Genomic DNA, 14,677 nt, shown 5'->3' on the forward strand with positions numbered 1-14,677 from the left:
AACCGGCGCGTCAGCGGCGGTAGGTGCGGACGAGGTCGAAGCCGGCGGCCAGCAGGGCGATGGAGACGCACGTGAGCACCACAAGGAGGCCGTGGCGGAAGGCGGGCGGCCAGCCCTGGGGAAGGGAGCTGAAGAAGATCGAGCCGGCGGCGGCGATGCCGATCGACGAGCCGAGGCGCTGACCGGTCTGCAGCACGCCCGCCGCGCTGCCGCCGCCCGCGGGCGGCACCTCGGAGAGGGTGATCGCCTGGTTCGGCGAGATGACCAGGCCGCTGCCCACGCCCGCGATCAGCAGCGGCAGGGCGGTGGCCAGGCCGACGTTGTGACCGGGCACGAGCGCGGTGGCGGCCATCGTGGCGCACAGGCCGACGATCACGGTCGTGAGCCCGGCGGCCACCAGCCGGCGGCCCGCCCGGCCCACCAGGCGTCCGCCGACCACGGAGGCGGAGGCCGAGCCCAGCGCGAACGGCGTGATCGACAGCCCCGCCATGAGAGGGCTGTAGTCGAGGCCGCTCTGCAGGTAGAGGGTGAAGGTGAAGAAGATGCCGGTGAAGCCCGCGAAGTAGAACAGGGCGATGGCGGAGCCCAGGCTGTAGGAGCGCTTGCGGAAGAGCGCCAGGTTGATCAGGGGTTCGCGACGGTAGGCGCGCTCCCACGCCACGAAGACGCCCAGGACGATCAGGGCGGCGGGGACGAGCAGCCACTTCGCCTGGCCGTGCCACTGGTGCTGCTGGATGAAGGGCAGGAGCAGGCAGCCCACGCCCAGGCCGAGCAGCACGACGCCGACGGGGTCCATGCTCTCCCGCCGCCCGGAGAGCTGCGCCGGGTCCGGGGTGGGGAGCACGCGGTGGGCCAGCGGGAGGAGGGCGAGGCCGATCGGGAGGTTGACCAGGAAGACCCAGCGCCACCCGAACTCCGTGCCGAACCCGGTCACCAGCGCTCCGCCGATCAGGGGGCCGGCCGCCGTGGAGACGCCGATGGTGGCGCCCAGGGCGCCGAAGGCGCGGCCCCGCTCGTGCCCGCGGAACATCTGCTGGATCAGCCCCGACACCTGCGGGTTCAGCATGCCGGCCGCCATGCCCTGGAGGAGTCTCGACACGATGAGCACGTGCATGTTCCAGGCGAGCCCGCAGGCGACGCTGGCCAGCGTGAACAGCACCACCCCCCACATGAACAGCGTGCGCCGGCTCCGCGCGTCCCCCAGCCGCCCGGCCGGCACCAGCAGCAGGCCGAACGTGAGCGCGTACCCGGACAGCGTCCACTGGAGGCCGTCCTCCATCGCGTGCAGGCCCTCGCGGATGGACGGCAGCGCCACGTTCACGATGCTGACGTCGAGCCCGGTCATGAACGCCGCCACCAGGCAGACGGCGAGCGCACGCCCGCGCGGGTCGGCCCGCCACGACGACGCCTTCTTCAACGGCTGCCCTTCCCCCGGCCGGCCTGCGGATATCGTCCTTCCCTAACCAGGATTTCGTCGCCGTAACGATCCCGATATCCCCATAGGGTGGGTTTCGTCACAGACCGGTTGTAACGTCCGGATCATGGACACGATGGCCGTCGAGCAGAACGGCATCAACGCGGTCCCCGAGGCGGAGCGGCACGGCCGGCCGGGTGACCTCTTCTGGCCCTGGGCCGGCTCCAACCTGTCGCTGTTCGGGGTCGCGTTCGGCGTCTACATCGTCGGGCTCGGGCTCGGCGTCATCCCCGCGATCATCACCGGCGCCGTCGGGTACGCGCTGTCGTTCCTGCTGGTCGGCCTGGTCGCGGTCGGCGGCACCCGGTCCGGCGTGCCGACGATGACGCTGGGCCGGGCGCCCTTCGGCTACCAGGGCAACAAGCTGCCCGCCACGCTGTCGTACATCTCGAACGTCGGCTGGGAGATCGTGCTGGTCACGCTGTCGGCGCAGAGCGGGGCGGCCATCCTCGCCCGGCTCGCGCCCGATCTCCCCCGCACGACCGCCACCGCCGTCTGCTTCGCCGTCGCGGCGCTGGTCGTGATCGCCGTCGGCGTGTACGGGCACGCGCTGATCATGGTGGTGCAGCGGTACCTGACGTACGCGTTCGTCGTGCTGACCGTCGTCTACATGGCGCTCATGACGCCGAGGCTCGGCGTGTCGCTGGAGACCACCACCGGGGCCGGCGGCTGGATCGGCGGGATCATCTTCGCGATGACGCTGCTCGGCCTCGGCTGGGTCAACTGCGGCGCGGACTACTCGCGTTACCTGCCCTCCCGCTCGTCCGGGCGGGCGGTGGCGTTCTGGACGACGCTCGGGGGCGCGCTGCCGCCGATGGTGCTGCTGGTGTTCGGGGTGCTGCTGGCGGGCGGCGACCCGAAGCTCGCCGAGGCGGCCGGGGGCGATCCGGTGGCGGCGCTGGCGGGGGCGTTGCCGACGTGGTTCCTGCTGCCTTATCTGCTGACCGCGATCGGCGGGTTCCTGGCCGGGGCGATCATGGACATCTACTCGTCCGGGCTGTCGATGCTGGCGCTCGGGGTCCCGGTGCGGCGGCATCTCGCGGTGCTCATCGACGGGGTGCTCATGGTGCTCGGCGGCTACTACCTGCTGTTCGTCAGTGACAGCTTCTTCGGCACCTTCCAGGCGTTCCTGGCGATCGTCGGCGTGGTGATGGCCGCCTGGGTGGCGATCTTCCTGGTGGACATGTGGCGGCTGCGTGACGGCGGGCGCGGCTACGACGAGCGGTTGCTGCGTCCCGGCGGGCCCGCCGTCAACTGGACGGGGGTCGCCGCGCTGGTCGTCGCGTCGGTCGTCGGGATGGGGCTGATCACCTCGGCGGACGAGAACATCGCGAAGGTCGTCGGGTTCCTGATGAGCGAGGAGCTGAAGGGGTCCACGTTCGGGGTGGCGAACATCGGCGTGGTGATCGCGCTGGTGGTGGCCGGCGTGCTGTACTTCGCGGCCACGGTGCCGGTGAGCGCGCGCCGCCGCGCGGAGGACCGGGCCGGCGCCTGAGAGCCGGCACCGCCGGGTGCGTCGCGCCGATGGCCGATCGCCGTTACTGTTGGTGATCGATGATGGACATACCGTTGCGACTGCTGGCGTGGGCGGTGCATCTCACGGTCTTCGGGCTGCTGGCGATGGCCGTGGTCACCGTGCTGCGTGAGGACCAGGTGGGGATCGCCGCGGGTGGCGTGCTGCTCGGCGCGCTCTACGCGGCCGGGCCGTCGGCCGAGGGCCGGCCGGTGGCCGGGCCCGTGTGGCTCGGGGCGGTGACGGCGCTCTGGCTGGTGCTGGCCGTCGTTTCGGCGCCGTTCGTGTGGCCGGCGTTCCCGCTGCTCCACGCCTTCGTACGGGTGCTGCCGCTCTGGCTGGCGATGTTCGGGGTGGGGGCGGTGACGTCGGTGGCGGTCCTCGCGGCGGCGTGGCACGCGGGCGAGCTGACGGTGCCGCTGGTGGTGGGCCCCGCGCTGGCGGCGGTCGTGGTCACGCTGCTCGCGCTCGCCTGCCGGTCCATGCGCGAGCACGCCGGCGGGCCCGTTCAGGAGCGGCCCGCGCCGCCGGTCACGCCGTGACGATGGCGAAGTCCGGGATCGGATGGTCGAGGACGGCCACCAGGCGCTTGAGCGCCGTCGTGTCGCCCTCCCGCTCCACGCCCTCCACGCCCTTGCCCGCCATCAGCCCCACGAGCTGCGCCTTCGTCAGCCGCAGGGTCAGGTCGGGCGGCACGTCGGCGGGCGGGTTCGGCTGGTGGATGAGGGCGCCGTTGGACAGGGTCGTGCGGTGGCGCTCGCCGAGATCGGTCAGGTGCCAGTCGATGGCCAGGCGTTCGTGCCAGGCGCGCGGCCCGTCCACCCGTACGGCGAGCGTGTCGAAGATCTGCGCCACGCTCAGCGCGGCGAGCACGTCCGGCGGGGTCCGCTCCGGCGTGGCGGGCACGATGCCGTCGGTCAGCTCCAGCGCGGCCGTCAGGTAGAAGTTGCGCCAGGCGGCGTTCTCCGCGCCGTGGCCGAGCCGGGTGTAGACCTCGGCGAGCAGGTCGCGGGCCTCCTTGTTGCCCTCGTCGGCGAAGATGGCGTGGTTGAGCAACTGGACGGCGAAGCGCAGGTCGTTCTCGCCGAGATAGCGGCGGGCGCAGGCGACCACGGCCGCGCCGCCGCCCAGGCAGTCGACGTACCTGATGGCGCTCTCCCTCGGCGGGTGCTCCCAGAGGTGGGCCGGGTTGCCGTCGAACCAGCCGAGGTAACGCTGGTAGACGGCCTTGACGTTGTGCGCGGTCGAGCCGTGGTGGCCGCGGGCGTGCCAGGCGTGCTCCAGCTCGGGCGGCAGGCGTACGGCCTCGGCGATCTCGGCGGCGGTCAGGCCCTTGTTGAGCAGGCGCAGGGTCTGGTCGTGCAGGTACGCGTACAGGTCGCGCTGCCGGGCGAGGTAGCCGGCGATGCCGTCGCCGCCCCAGGTGGGCCAGTGGTGCGCGGCGAGCGCGACGTCGGCGTGCGGGGCGAGCAGGGCGAGCGCCTCGTCGAGGTGGCGGGACCACGCCCGGGGGTCGCGGACCGCGGAGCCGCGCAGGGACAGGACGGCGTGCTGGCCGCGGCCGGCGTTCTCGGCGAGGAACAGCGCCCGGTGCGCGGGCAGGAGGATGCTCAGCTCGGCGGGCGCGCCGCCGCCGGGGGTGAGCTGGAAGAGCAGGTGCACGCCGTCGACGGTCTCCTCCTGACCGGTACGGGCGACCTCCAGCGTGGGCGGGAGCAGCGAGCGGGTGCCGGGGGCGACGGTCATGCCGAGGCCGGAGCCGAGCTGGCCCTCCGGCGAGCGGGGCAGGGCGGGGCCGTACATGTAGACGGCGCGGCGGGCCCGCGCGGGTCCTGCGTACAGGCTCTCCGCGACCGCGTGCTCCAGGAACCCGGCGGCGGCCAGGATCGGGACGCCGCCGTGGGTGACGCCGCGCCCGCCGCCGAAGTGGTCGGTGTGGGGATGGGTGTAGACGACGCCGGTGACGGGGCGCTCCCCGCGGTGGGCGCGGTAGAGCTTGAGCGCGGCGGCGGCGCACTCGACGGAGCCGAGCGGGTCGATGACGACGACGCCCCGCTCGCCCTCGACCAGCGTCATGTTGGCCAGGTCGAGGCCGCGTACCTGGTAGACGCCCGGGGTGACCTCGTACAGACCTTGGCGGGCGCAGAGCCTGGCCTGGCGCCACAGGCTGGGGTGGGCCGTCTCGGGGCGTTCGTCGTGGAGGAAGTCGTAGGCGTCGATGTCCCAGATGACCCTGCCGTCGGCCGTTTTGATCACTCCGGGGTCGAGCTTGGCGATGAAGCCGCGATCGGCGTCCTCGAAGTCGCCCGTGTCGCGAAGTGGAAGGTCTGCCATGTCTGTCCGCCTGCCCGGGAGAGGTTCCCGGGTAGCTCAACAATTCCCCCTTAGAGCATGAATCTCGGGCAATAGGGACAAGCGGGACGGCCGGTCGGGTGGTTAGAGTGATCGTTCATGGGAGCGTGCGTGTTCGATCTCGATGGCGTGCTGGTCGACTCCGAGCCGGTGTGGGAGGAGGTGCGGCGGGCGTTCGTGGCCGAGCACGGCGGCACGTGGCAGCCGGACACCCAGTCGCGGCTCATGGGCATGAGCACCGGCGAGTGGGCCGCGTACCTGCACGAGCTGGGCGTGCGCCTGTCGCCCGACGAGATCGCGCGCGGGGTCGTCGACCAGATGGCGGCCCGCTACCGTGACGAGGTGCCGCTGATGCCGGGCGCGGTGGAGGCCGTCAGGCGGCTCGCGGCCGGGCGCGTGCTCGGGCTCGCCAGCTCGTCCCCCCGCCGGCTGATCGACGTGGTGCTGGACGCGGCCGGGCTGACGGACTGCTTCGCGGCCACGGTCTCGACCGAGGAGGTCGAGCGGGGCAAGCCCGCGCCCGACGGCTACCTGGAGGCGGCCCGGCGCATGGAGGTGGACCCGCGCGGCTGCGCCGCGGTCGAGGACTCCAGCAACGGGCTGCGCTCCGCGCACGCGGCGGGCATGCGGGTCATCGCGGTGCCGCACCCCCGCTACCCGCCCGCCCCGGACGCGCTGGCGCTGGCCTGGCGGGTCCTGCCCGACCTCGCCGCGCTCACCCCCGACCTGCTCCCCTGAGCGCCGGGGCTCGCTGGCTATGCTTTCGGAATCGTGAGAGACATCACGGTTTTCAGCGGCAGCGCACACCCCGAGCTGGCCGAAGAGATCTGCGCCCACCTGGGCACAACCCTGCAGCCCGTGCAGGTCGACCGGTTCGCGAACGACGTACTCGAAGTGCAGCTCCAGGCCAACTGCCGCGAACGGGACGTCTTCCTCATCCAGCCCCTCGTGCCGCCCACGCAGGAGCACCTGGTCGAGCTGCTGCTCATGCTGGACGCCGCCCGTGGCGCGTCGGCGGCCCGTACGACGGTGGTCCTGCCCCACTACGCCTACGCCAGATCGGACAAGAAGGACCAGCCGCGCATCTCGATCGGCGCCCGGCTGGTCGCCGACCTGATGGTCGCGGCCGGCGCGAGCCGCGTCCTCACGATGACGCTGCACTCGCCGCAGGTGCACGGCTTCTTCAGCGTCCCGGTGGACCACCTGCACGCGCTGCGCGAACTGGCCGCGCACTTCCGCCGCTACGACCTGTCGAACACGGTCGTCGTCTCCCCCGACCTCGGCAACGCCAAGGAGGCCGCGCACTTCGCCCGGCTGCTCGGCACCAGCGTCGCCATGGGCGCCAAGCAGCGCTTCCCCGACGACCGGGTGGTGATCAGCTCGATCATCGGCGACGTGACCGGCAAGGACGTGATCATCCTGGACGACGAGATCGCGAAGGGCAGCACCGTCATCGAGCTGCTCGGCCGGCTGCGCGAGCAGAACGCGCGCTCGGTGCGCGTGGCGTGCACCCACGGGCTGTTCTCCGACGGCGCGGTGGAGCGGCTGAGCGCGCTGCCCGAGGTCGCCGAGATCGTCTGCACGAACACGGTGCCGCCGCCCAAGCCGAGCGACAAGCTGACGATCCTGTCGATCGCGCCCGCCCTGGCCGAGGCGATGCGCAGGATCCACGACGGCGAGTCGGTGAGCGCGCTGTTCAGTACATCCTGATCACCTGCGCGGTCACCCGGCGGGCCTGGTCGGAGGCGAGGTAGGTGATCACCTCGGCCACCTCCTCCGGCAGGCCCACACTGCCGATCGGGCCGTGCTCGCGGGCCAGGCTCTCCACCTCCTCGTTGATCCAGCCGGTGTCGGTGATCGGGGGGTGGACCATGTTGGCGGTGACGCCGTGGCGGCCCAGCTCGTGGGCCGCCGACATCGTGTAGCTCTCCTGGGCCGACTTGGCCGCGCCGTAGCTGACCTCGCCGGGGAAGCCCTGCGGCCCTGCGGAGGTCAGGCCGATGATGCGGCCCCAGCTCGCGCCGCGGGCGACGTGCCGCCGGGCGAACTCGGCGATGAGCAGCGCGGGCGCGCGCACGTCCACCGCGAACTGGCGGTCGTGCGTCGCGGCGTCCACCCGCCGCGTCGGGCGGCCGAAACCGTCGTGCTCCTGTGCCGCGAAGGTGTCGCTGACCCAGCCGCTCGCGTTGTTGACCAGGATCTCGACCGGGCCGAACGCCGCCTCCGCCAGATCGAACAGCCGGCCGGGCGTCTCGGGGTCGGCGAGGTCGGCCTCCGCCGACTCCGCCCTGCCGCCCGCCTCGCGCACCCGCGCCACGACCTCGCCGGCGTCGCGGGCGCGCAGCCGGTCGTACGCCTCGGGATAGGCCGGATGCTTCAGCGGGTCGAGCCGTTTGTACGTCAGGAAGACCGCCACACCCTGGGCCGCCAGCGCGATCGCGGCCGCCGCCCCGATGCCCTGATTGGCGCCAGTGATCAACGCGACCTTTCCAGTGAGGCGAGGATCGATCATAGTGACCATCATGCACGTCGCGACCGACCGGCTGCTGAGCCGTTTCCTGGAGGCCGTGGAGCCCGCCGTCCCCCTCGTCGCGCTGTGGGCCCACGGGTCGCTGGCGACCGACGACTACCAGCCCGGCCGCAGCGACCTCGATCTCATCGCGATCGTGGACGAGCCGGTCACGATGGGGCACTGGCGGCGGATCAAGGCCGTGCACCGCGGCCTGGACCTGCCGCTGGCGGACCGGCTGCACTGCTCGTACATCGCCCGCCAGGAGCTGGCCGATCCGTCCGCCGAGCACGTGACGTGGGCGCACGAGGAGATCTTCCGCCGCCCGGTGACCCCTGTGACCCGGCGCGAGCTGCACGTGAAGGCGCTCGAACTGTACGGGCCGTCGCCCGCCGGGCTGCTGCCGCCGGTGTCGGACGCCGAGCTGGCCGCGTTCGTCCGTACGGACCTGCGGGACTTCTGGCTGGAGAAGACGCGCGGACGGCGGCGCTGGCTGCGGGACATCTGGGTGGACCTCGGCACGGTGACGGTCGCGCGGGCCGCGGTCACGCTCGCCGACGGGCGGCTCGTCACCAAGCGGGAGGCCCTGGACCTGCTGCCGGGGATGGGCGCGCCCGAGCTCGTGGTGGCCGACGTGCGCGCCCGCAGGTACGGCACGCCGGGCCCCCGGCTCAGCCGCTTCCGCCGGGCCAAGCTGGCCCGCGCGTTCATCAGGTCGGCGATCAGGAAGACGCTGGCCTGAGCAGGACGGTCAGGCGGGTCAGCGCCTCGGTGATCCGGTCCGGGGTGAGGCCGAGCCGGTCGCGCTGGTAGCCGTACACCTCGGGGGCGAGGGGGGCGAGCAGCACCTCCACCAGCGCGTCCGGGTCGGATGTGCCGGCCGCCACGAGCAGGGCCCGTACGTGGGCCCGCCAGAAGCCGTACGCGCCGGTCTCGAAGCGCGAGCGGCCCACCTCCGTGCCCAGCACCAGGTGGGCGTGGTCCTCCAGCAGGCGCACCATCGCGGCGTAGAAGGCGGCGAGCCGGTCGGCGGGCGGCGCGCCGGGGCCGAGCGGCGGCTCGCCGCGCAGCAGCCGTTCCTGCAGCGCGCGTTCGTGCTCGTCGAGCAGCGCGACGGCGATCGAGGCGCGGTCGGGATAGCGCCGGTAGAGCGTGCCCCGGCCGACGCCGGCCTTCTTGGCGATGTCGTCCATCGTCACGTCCTGGGGCGGGCGCTCGGCGAAGAGCGCGGCGGCGGCCTCCAGGATTCTGGCGCGGTTGCGGGCGGCGTCGGCTCTTTCCATGCGCCCATTGTATGTGGACACAGCGTCCACTTATAGTGAAGTGGACACAGCGTCCACTTATAGTGAAGTGGACACAGCGTCCACATATCTGAGGAGAACCACGATGCTGCTGCACCTGGACGCCAGCGCGCGCCGGAACTCGTTCTCGCGTCAGCTGTCCGCCGAGTACGCGGGCGCCTGGCGCGCCGCCCACCCCGGCGCCGGCTACACCTACCGCGACCTCGCGGCCCGCCCCGTGCCGCACATCGGCGAGGCGTGGACGGAGCTGTGCGACCACGTCCTGGAGCACGAGATCACCGACCCCGCCCGCTACCGGGAGGCGGTCCGCACGCCCGCCCAGCGGGACGCCTGGGCGATCGTCGAGCCGCTGCTCGCCGAGGTCCTCGCGGCCGAGGTCGTGCTGATCGGCACGCCGATGTACAACTACTCGATCCCGTCGTCGCTCAAGGCGTGGCTCGACCAGATCACCTTCCCCAAGATGTCGCTGGCCGGCCGCTCGTTCGTGGTGACCGGCGCGCGGGGCGGCGCGTACGGCCCCGGCACCCCCCGCGAGCCGTACGACCACGAGGAGCGCTACCTGCGCGACTTCTTCCGGGGCCACTTCCAGGTCGAGGACGTGACGTTCGTCCACGCCGAGCTGGTCAACGCCCGTCTCGACCCGGCGCTCGCCCACCTGCGCGAGCGGCACGAGGAGTCGCTGGCCGCGGCCCGCGCCCAGGTCCGCGCCCAGGCTCTCGCGGCGGCGGCCCGATGAGCTGGCTCGTCCTGCTGCTGGCCGGGCTGGTGGAGGTGGCCTGGTCGCAGAGCATCAAGCCGACCCAGAACTTCACCCGCCCGCTGCCCACGCTGGTCAGCCTGCTGCTCATGGCCGCCGCCGTCTGGCTGCTGTCGCGGGCCATGAACACGCTGCCGGTCGGCACCGCGTACGCGGTCTTCACCGGCATCGGCGCGGTCGGCGCGATCACGCTGGGCGTGGTGCTCCACGACGACCCCGTCTCGGTGGGGCGGATGGCCGCGCTCGGGCTGATCGTGGGAGGGATAGTGTTGGCCCGGGTCACGGCCTGACACGAGGGAAGGGCGAGCGATGGTGGACATCAGGAACTCGTACGTGATCGCCGCGACGTCGGCGGTGTCGCTGCTCGGGCAGCCGGCGGTGACGGCGGGCTGGGACAAGCCGAGCGCGCTCACCGAGTTCAGCGTGGCGGGGCTGGCGGGGCACCTGGCGCACCAGATCGTCCGGGTTCGCGACGTGCTCGACTCCGACGGCGCCGGTCACGAGCCGATCGACCTCCTGGAGCACTACTCGCGCTCGCCGTGGGTGGAGGCGGGCCTCGACCACGAGATCAACGTCGGCATCCGGCGGGGCGGCGAGGCCGCCGCGGCCGACGGCCCGGCCGCGCTGGTCGAGCGGACGCGGGCGCTGCTCGACACGCAGATCACCGCGCTGCCCGCCGAGCCCGCCGACCGGGTGGTCCACGTGAAGGCGTCCGGCTGGGCGCTCACCCTGGACGACTTCCTGCTCACCCGCCTGGTCGAGCTGGTCGTCCATGCCGACGACCTGGCCGCGAGCGTGGGCGTCGAGACGCCCACGCTGCCGCCGGAGGTCATCAGGCCCGTGGTCGAGCTGCTGGCCCGGCTGGCGGTGCACCGCCACGGTGCGACGGCGGTCATCCGCGCGCTGAGCCGGGCCGAGCGCGCCCCGGCCACCATCAGCGCCTTCTAGGAGCTCACGCGGTCACCAGGCGCAGGGCGGCGGCCACCTCGCGGCCCGACAGCGCCCGCTCGGGATCGAGCAGCCACTGGGACAGGAACCCGGTGAGCAGCGCCTGGTAGAGCGCGCCGGTCAGCCGGGCACGCTCGGGGTCGGCGCCCGGCTCGCCGCCCTCGAAGAGCTCCGCGAGCCCCTCCTGGGCCTCCCTGTTCGCGGCGGCGAGCTGGTCGCGCACCTCCGGCAGGTGCTCGACCTGGCCCAGGAGTTCGAGCTGCGTCACCCAGAGCGGCCGCAGCCGCGCGAACGACTCCAGCACCCGGTCCCACACGACGGCGAAGCGCTCCAGCCGGTCCGCGCCCGGCGCCGCCCCGGCCGACAGCGTGGCCGACAGCGTGGCCGCCAGCTCCTCGCCCCACTCCCGCATGACCTCGAACAGCGCCTCGTTGAGCAGCGCCTCCTTCGACTTGAAGTGGTAGCCGATGGCCGCGAGGCTCACGCCCGACGCGCTCGCGACGTCGCGCGCCGTGGTGCGGACGTAGCCCTTCTCGACCAGGCACCGCTTCGCGCCCGCCAGCAGGTCCTCCCTGTTTCCCATGCTCACAGACTAGCACAATCGTCCTAGACAAGCGTCTAAGACAGATGTACTGTCTGCGGCATGGCGAACATCCTCATCTCCGGCGCGAGCATCGCCGGCACGTCCGCGGCCTACTGGCTGCGCCGGCACGGCTTCACCGTCACCGTGGTCGAGCGGGCCCCCGCCGTCCGCGCGGGCGGCTACAAGGTGGACCTCAGAGGCGCGGCGCTGCGGGTGATCGAGCGCATGGGCCTCATGGACGCGGTCCGCGCCCGCGCCACGGACATGCGCGTCGCCACCCACTACGACGCCGACGGCAGGAAGGTCGCGACCATGGACGCCGACCTGTTCGGCGGGCGCTCGGGCGACGACGTCGAGATCATGCGCGGCGACCTCAACGAGCTGCTGTACGAGCTGACCCGCGACGAGGTCGAGTACGTCTTCGACGACTCGGTCACGGCCATCGCCGAGGACGGCACCGTCACCTTCGAGCGCTCAGCACCGCGCGTGTTCGACCTGGTGATCGGGGCCGACGGCGCGCACTCCAACGTCCGGCGGCTCGCGTTCGGCCCGGAGGAGGGCTTCGTCCGCCACCTCGGCCACTACATCTCGATCTGCTCGGTGCCCGACCCGCTCGGCCTGGACCGCGAGGAGGCCGTGCACGCGGCGCCCGGCCGCACCGCCAACGTCTACAGCACCCGCCAGGACGACGGGGTGGCGAGGGCCATGTTCATCTGGTCGTCACCGCCGCTCGCCTACGACCACCGTGACGTCGAGCGGCAGAAGGAGCTGCTGGGCGCGGCCATGTCCGGGATGCGCTGGGAGGTGCCGCGCCTGCTCGACGCGGTGCGCGCGGCCGATGACCTCTACTTCGACGCGGTCTGCCAGATCCGCATGGACCGCTGGTCGAAGGGGCGGGTGGTGCTGCTCGGCGACGCGGCGTACTGCGCCTCTCCCGCCTCGGGGCAGGGCACGAGCCTGGCGGTCGTGGGGGCGTACGTGCTGGCCGGCGAGCTGGCGGCGGGCCGCGGCCCGGAGGGCTACGAGCGGGAGCTGCGCGACTTCGTCGCGGCCAACCAGGCGCTGGCGGACGCCAACCTCAAGGGCATGGTGATCCCGTCGCGGTTCGCCCTGTGGTTCCAGCTCGCGATGATCCGGCTGATCCCTCGCCTGCCGGGCCGCGACCGCATGGTGGAGCGCGTGGCCGGGCCGATCCACAAGGCGGCGAACGCCATCGCGCTCAAGGATTATGTGGAATGAATCGTTCCGTTCTGCTAGACTGAGAGCAGAACGTTCCGTTCCAGAAGAGGGGCCTCATCATGACCGTTCTCGTCACCGGCGCCACCGGGACCGTCGGCCGTCTCGTCGTCGAGGAGCTGCTCGCCGCCGGACAGCGGGTCCGCGCCCTGACCAGGAACCCCGCCAGGGCCGCGCTGCCCGAGGGCGTCGAGGTGGTCGCGGGCGACCTCGCCAGGCCCGCCGAGCTGGCCGGCGTCTTCGACGGCGTCGAGGCCGCGCACCTCATCAACTTCGCGGGCGACGACTACGCCCCGCTCCCCGACGGCGCCGCCCTGGTCGAGCTGGCCGCCGCGGCCGGCGTGCGGCGGGTCACCGTGCTCGGCGGGCGCGAGGACGGCGAGCTGGAGCGGGCGCTCGCCGGCAGCGGCATCGAGTGGACGCTGCTGCACCCGGTCGAGTTCATGTCCAACACGCTGCGCTGGTGGGCGGAGACGGTCCGGACCGAGGGCGTCATCAAGGAGCCGTTCGGCGACCGGCTGAGCGCGCTGGTGCACGAGCGCGACATCGCCGCCGTGGCCGCGACCGTGCTCACCGAGGGCGGGCACGGCGGGCGGGCGTACGTGCTGACCGGCCCCGAGGCCATCACGCTCAGGGAGAAGGTCGCGATCCTGGCCGGCGCCATCGGCAGGGACGTACGCTTCGTCGAGCTCACCGTGGACGAGGCCCGCGCCAAGTGGCGCGCCGACGGCATGGGCGAGGAGACCGTCGAATTCCTGATCGGCGCGCTCGGCCACACGCCGGAGATCGGCTACACCGTCGTCCCGACCGTCAAGGAGGTCACCGGCCGGGACGCCAGGAGCTTCCGTCAGTGGGCCGAGGAGAACGCCGCCGCCTTCCGCCCCTGATCGACGACCTCGGGATAGGCGGGGACCGGCGTGCTGCGCCCCCGCAGATGGCGGTCGAGGAAGGCCGCGAGGTGATCGCGGGTGATCCGCAGCGCGCGCACGCCGTCGAGCTCCTGCGCGGGGATGCCGAGCGGGGGCCGGAGCACGGCGTGGTCCACGAAGGCGGAGTGGTCGGTGCCGGCGATCGTGATCCACTTCTTCGGGCCCTTCAGGTGGGCCCAGGACTTCTTCCACGAGTCGTCGCTGCCGTCCCACGCATGCGTACGCGGCGAGCCGATCAGCAGGAACGGCCGGTCCAGGCGCTCGACCGGCGGGATGAAGGTGCCGTCCAGGTTGGCGCCGGCCTTGACCCGGCGGTCCTTCGCCAGGACGGCGGCGGCGCTGTTGCCGCCCATCGAATGGCCGGCCACGGCGATCCGCGCACGGTCGACGGACCGGCCCCAGCGCCCCGCCGTCAGCTCGTCCAGCACGAAACTCACGTCGGCAGCCCGCCCGGCCGCGACGACGGCGCCGTCCTGGCCGGGGACGCAGGCGAGACACGTGGTCGTGCGGCCGTCGGGGAACGTGGTGGCGACCGACTCGTAGGTGTGCTCGACGGCCGCGACCAGGTAGCCCCGGCTCGCCAGGTCCTCGCCGAGCGAGGTCAGGGTGGCGCGGGGGAAGGTGAAGCCGGGCGAGAGGACGACGAGCGGATGGCGGCCCGCGCGGACGGGGGCCTCCCGCCCGGCGTGGGTCCTCACCCGGGTGAGCGCGTCCGGGGGGACGTCGCGGTAGGGGGCGAGGACCGCGGCGGACTCCTGCGGGCTCAGGTAGCGCGCCCGCTCGCCGTTGTCGCGCCGGGCCGGGTACCAGAGGGTGACCATCAGCTCACGCCGGTCCGCCTCCGGGTTCCAGGGGTCGGGCCGGCTCTCGTCCACCAGGTGCAGGTCGGTCGTGCTCACGGGCAGCGGCCCGGTGGGCTCAGGCAGCGCGAGGTCCGCCTGCGGCGGCAACGCGATCAAGGACAGGGCGGTCAGGATCTTCAGCATGGGAGCCAATCTGGCGGCGGGAGCCGCCGGGGTGTGCGCCCCGATCGTCGGTCGACGCCCCCTACTTTCGTCGTAAAGCCTCTTCCGGC

16 protein-coding genes are annotated in these 14,677 nt (G+C 72.8%); 10 read left to right on the top strand and 6 right to left on the bottom strand.

Features of this window, described 5'->3' with window-relative positions; genetic code table 11:
* Positions 1–10 precede the first annotated feature (10 nt).
* Positions 11–1,417: an MFS transporter gene (locus AC27IY_RS28940; protein WP_487179834.1), complete on the bottom strand. Its 1,407-nt coding sequence runs from the start codon at positions 1,415–1,417 to the stop codon at positions 11–13.
* Between the two features lie 124 nt (positions 1,418–1,541).
* Here AC27IY_RS28940 and AC27IY_RS28945 point away from each other — a divergent pair, with 124 nt between their 5' ends.
* On the top strand, positions 1,542–2,969 hold the full coding sequence (locus tag AC27IY_RS28945; RefSeq protein ID WP_487179835.1) for a purine-cytosine permease family protein: 1,428 nt from the start codon (positions 1,542–1,544) through the stop codon (positions 2,967–2,969).
* Between the two features lie 59 nt (positions 2,970–3,028).
* Positions 3,029–3,529: a hypothetical protein gene (locus AC27IY_RS28950; protein WP_487179836.1), complete on the top strand. Its 501-nt coding sequence runs from the start codon at positions 3,029–3,031 to the stop codon at positions 3,527–3,529.
* Here the strand turns inward: AC27IY_RS28950 and AC27IY_RS28955 are convergent.
* Complete coding sequence (locus AC27IY_RS28955) at positions 3,519–5,321, bottom strand: alkyl/aryl-sulfatase (protein ID WP_487179837.1); 1,803 nt, start codon at positions 5,319–5,321, stop codon at positions 3,519–3,521. The two genes, AC27IY_RS28950 and AC27IY_RS28955, sit on opposite strands and share 11 nt — an antisense overlap.
* 129 nt (positions 5,322–5,450) lie before the next feature.
* Here AC27IY_RS28955 and AC27IY_RS28960 point away from each other — a divergent pair, with 129 nt between their 5' ends.
* Together AC27IY_RS28960 and AC27IY_RS28965 are read left to right on the top strand one after the other, a co-directional pair.
* A complete protein-coding gene (locus tag AC27IY_RS28960; RefSeq protein WP_487179838.1) occupies positions 5,451–6,077 on the top strand; it encodes an HAD family hydrolase in 627 nt (208 codons plus the stop codon).
* 33 nt (positions 6,078–6,110) lie between these two features.
* The gene (locus AC27IY_RS28965) at positions 6,111–7,049 is read left to right on the top strand and encodes a ribose-phosphate diphosphokinase (protein WP_423451145.1); all 939 of its coding nucleotides are present in this window, start codon (positions 6,111–6,113) and stop codon (positions 7,047–7,049) included.
* Here the strand turns inward: AC27IY_RS28965 and AC27IY_RS28970 are convergent.
* Complete coding sequence (locus AC27IY_RS28970; RefSeq protein WP_487179839.1) at positions 7,036–7,851, bottom strand: SDR family NAD(P)-dependent oxidoreductase; 816 nt, start codon at positions 7,849–7,851, stop codon at positions 7,036–7,038. The genes AC27IY_RS28965 and AC27IY_RS28970 overlap by 14 nt on opposite strands.
* A gap of 10 nt (positions 7,852–7,861) precedes the next feature.
* Here AC27IY_RS28970 and AC27IY_RS28975 point away from each other — a divergent pair, with 10 nt between their 5' ends.
* Positions 7,862–8,590, top strand: a complete 729-nt coding sequence (locus tag AC27IY_RS28975) for a nucleotidyltransferase domain-containing protein (RefSeq protein ID WP_487179840.1) — start codon at positions 7,862–7,864, stop codon at positions 8,588–8,590.
* Here AC27IY_RS28975 and AC27IY_RS28980 read toward each other — a convergent pair.
* Positions 8,571–9,131 (bottom strand): TetR/AcrR family transcriptional regulator, encoded by a 561-nt coding sequence (locus tag AC27IY_RS28980; protein WP_487179841.1) that lies wholly within the window; start codon positions 9,129–9,131, stop codon positions 8,571–8,573. The two genes, AC27IY_RS28975 and AC27IY_RS28980, sit on opposite strands and share 20 nt — an antisense overlap.
* A 103-nt stretch (positions 9,132–9,234) precedes the next feature.
* Between AC27IY_RS28980 and AC27IY_RS28985 the strand changes: the two genes are divergently transcribed.
* The 3 genes from AC27IY_RS28985 to AC27IY_RS28995 are packed head-to-tail and all read left to right on the top strand — an operon-like array spanning position 9,235 to position 10,854.
* Positions 9,235–9,885: an FMN-dependent NADH-azoreductase gene (locus AC27IY_RS28985; protein ID WP_487179842.1), complete on the top strand. Its 651-nt coding sequence runs from the start codon at positions 9,235–9,237 to the stop codon at positions 9,883–9,885.
* Positions 9,882–10,196, top strand: a complete 315-nt coding sequence (locus tag AC27IY_RS28990; protein ID WP_344208012.1) for a DMT family transporter — start codon at positions 9,882–9,884, stop codon at positions 10,194–10,196. Before AC27IY_RS28985 ends, AC27IY_RS28990 begins: the two co-directional genes overlap by 4 nt.
* Before the next feature lie 19 nt (positions 10,197–10,215).
* A complete protein-coding gene (locus tag AC27IY_RS28995) occupies positions 10,216–10,854 on the top strand; it encodes a maleylpyruvate isomerase N-terminal domain-containing protein (RefSeq protein WP_487179843.1) in 639 nt (212 codons plus the stop codon).
* A gap of 4 nt (positions 10,855–10,858) precedes the next feature.
* Here the strand turns inward: AC27IY_RS28995 and AC27IY_RS29000 are convergent, their stop codons facing one another.
* Positions 10,859–11,437, bottom strand: a complete 579-nt coding sequence (locus AC27IY_RS29000; RefSeq protein WP_487179844.1) for a TetR/AcrR family transcriptional regulator — start codon at positions 11,435–11,437, stop codon at positions 10,859–10,861.
* Positions 11,438–11,497: 60 nt separating this feature from the next.
* On the opposite strand from AC27IY_RS29000, the gene AC27IY_RS29005 reads away from it, so the two are divergent.
* Positions 11,498–12,676, top strand: coding sequence for an FAD-dependent monooxygenase (locus tag AC27IY_RS29005; RefSeq protein WP_487179845.1), 1,179 nt, complete (start codon positions 11,498–11,500; stop codon positions 12,674–12,676).
* 59 nt (positions 12,677–12,735) lie between these two features.
* Entirely contained in the window at positions 12,736–13,560 is an 825-nt protein-coding gene (locus AC27IY_RS29010) for an NmrA family NAD(P)-binding protein (protein WP_487179846.1), read from the top strand.
* On the opposite strand, the gene AC27IY_RS29015 is transcribed toward AC27IY_RS29010, so the two are convergent.
* A complete protein-coding gene (locus AC27IY_RS29015) occupies positions 13,521–14,588 on the bottom strand; it encodes an alpha/beta hydrolase family protein (RefSeq protein WP_487179847.1) in 1,068 nt (355 codons plus the stop codon). The two genes, AC27IY_RS29010 and AC27IY_RS29015, sit on opposite strands and share 40 nt — an antisense overlap.
* Positions 14,589–14,677: the final 89 nt, after the last annotated feature.

The organism is Nonomuraea sp. B208, assembly GCF_057536035.1.

Bases quoted from the DNA above. Each gene is read 5' to 3' on its own strand.
- AC27IY_RS28945 (WP_487179835.1), top strand. From the start codon at position 1,542: ATGGACACGATGGCCGTCGAGCAGAACGGCATCAACGCGGTCCCCGAG.
- AC27IY_RS28950 (WP_487179836.1), top strand. From the start codon at position 3,029: ATGATGGACATACCGTTGCGACTGCTGGCGTGGGCGGTGCATCTCACG.
- AC27IY_RS28955 (WP_487179837.1), bottom strand. From the start codon at position 5,321: ATGGCAGACCTTCCACTTCGCGACACGGGCGACTTCGAGGACGCCGAT.
- AC27IY_RS28970 (WP_487179839.1), bottom strand. From the start codon at position 7,851: ATGATCGATCCTCGCCTCACTGGAAAGGTCGCGTTGATCACTGGCGCC.
- AC27IY_RS28975 (WP_487179840.1), top strand. From the start codon at position 7,862: ATGCACGTCGCGACCGACCGGCTGCTGAGCCGTTTCCTGGAGGCCGTG.
- AC27IY_RS28980 (WP_487179841.1), bottom strand. From the start codon at position 9,131: ATGGAAAGAGCCGACGCCGCCCGCAACCGCGCCAGAATCCTGGAGGCC.
- AC27IY_RS28985 (WP_487179842.1), top strand. From the start codon at position 9,235: ATGCTGCTGCACCTGGACGCCAGCGCGCGCCGGAACTCGTTCTCGCGT.
- AC27IY_RS28990 (WP_344208012.1), top strand. From the start codon at position 9,882: ATGAGCTGGCTCGTCCTGCTGCTGGCCGGGCTGGTGGAGGTGGCCTGG.
- AC27IY_RS28995 (WP_487179843.1), top strand. From the start codon at position 10,216: ATGGTGGACATCAGGAACTCGTACGTGATCGCCGCGACGTCGGCGGTG.
- AC27IY_RS29000 (WP_487179844.1), bottom strand. From the start codon at position 11,437: ATGGGAAACAGGGAGGACCTGCTGGCGGGCGCGAAGCGGTGCCTGGTC.
- AC27IY_RS29005 (WP_487179845.1), top strand. From the start codon at position 11,498: ATGGCGAACATCCTCATCTCCGGCGCGAGCATCGCCGGCACGTCCGCG.
- AC27IY_RS29010 (WP_487179846.1), top strand. From the start codon at position 12,736: ATGACCGTTCTCGTCACCGGCGCCACCGGGACCGTCGGCCGTCTCGTC.
- AC27IY_RS29015 (WP_487179847.1), bottom strand. From the start codon at position 14,588: ATGCTGAAGATCCTGACCGCCCTGTCCTTGATCGCGTTGCCGCCGCAG.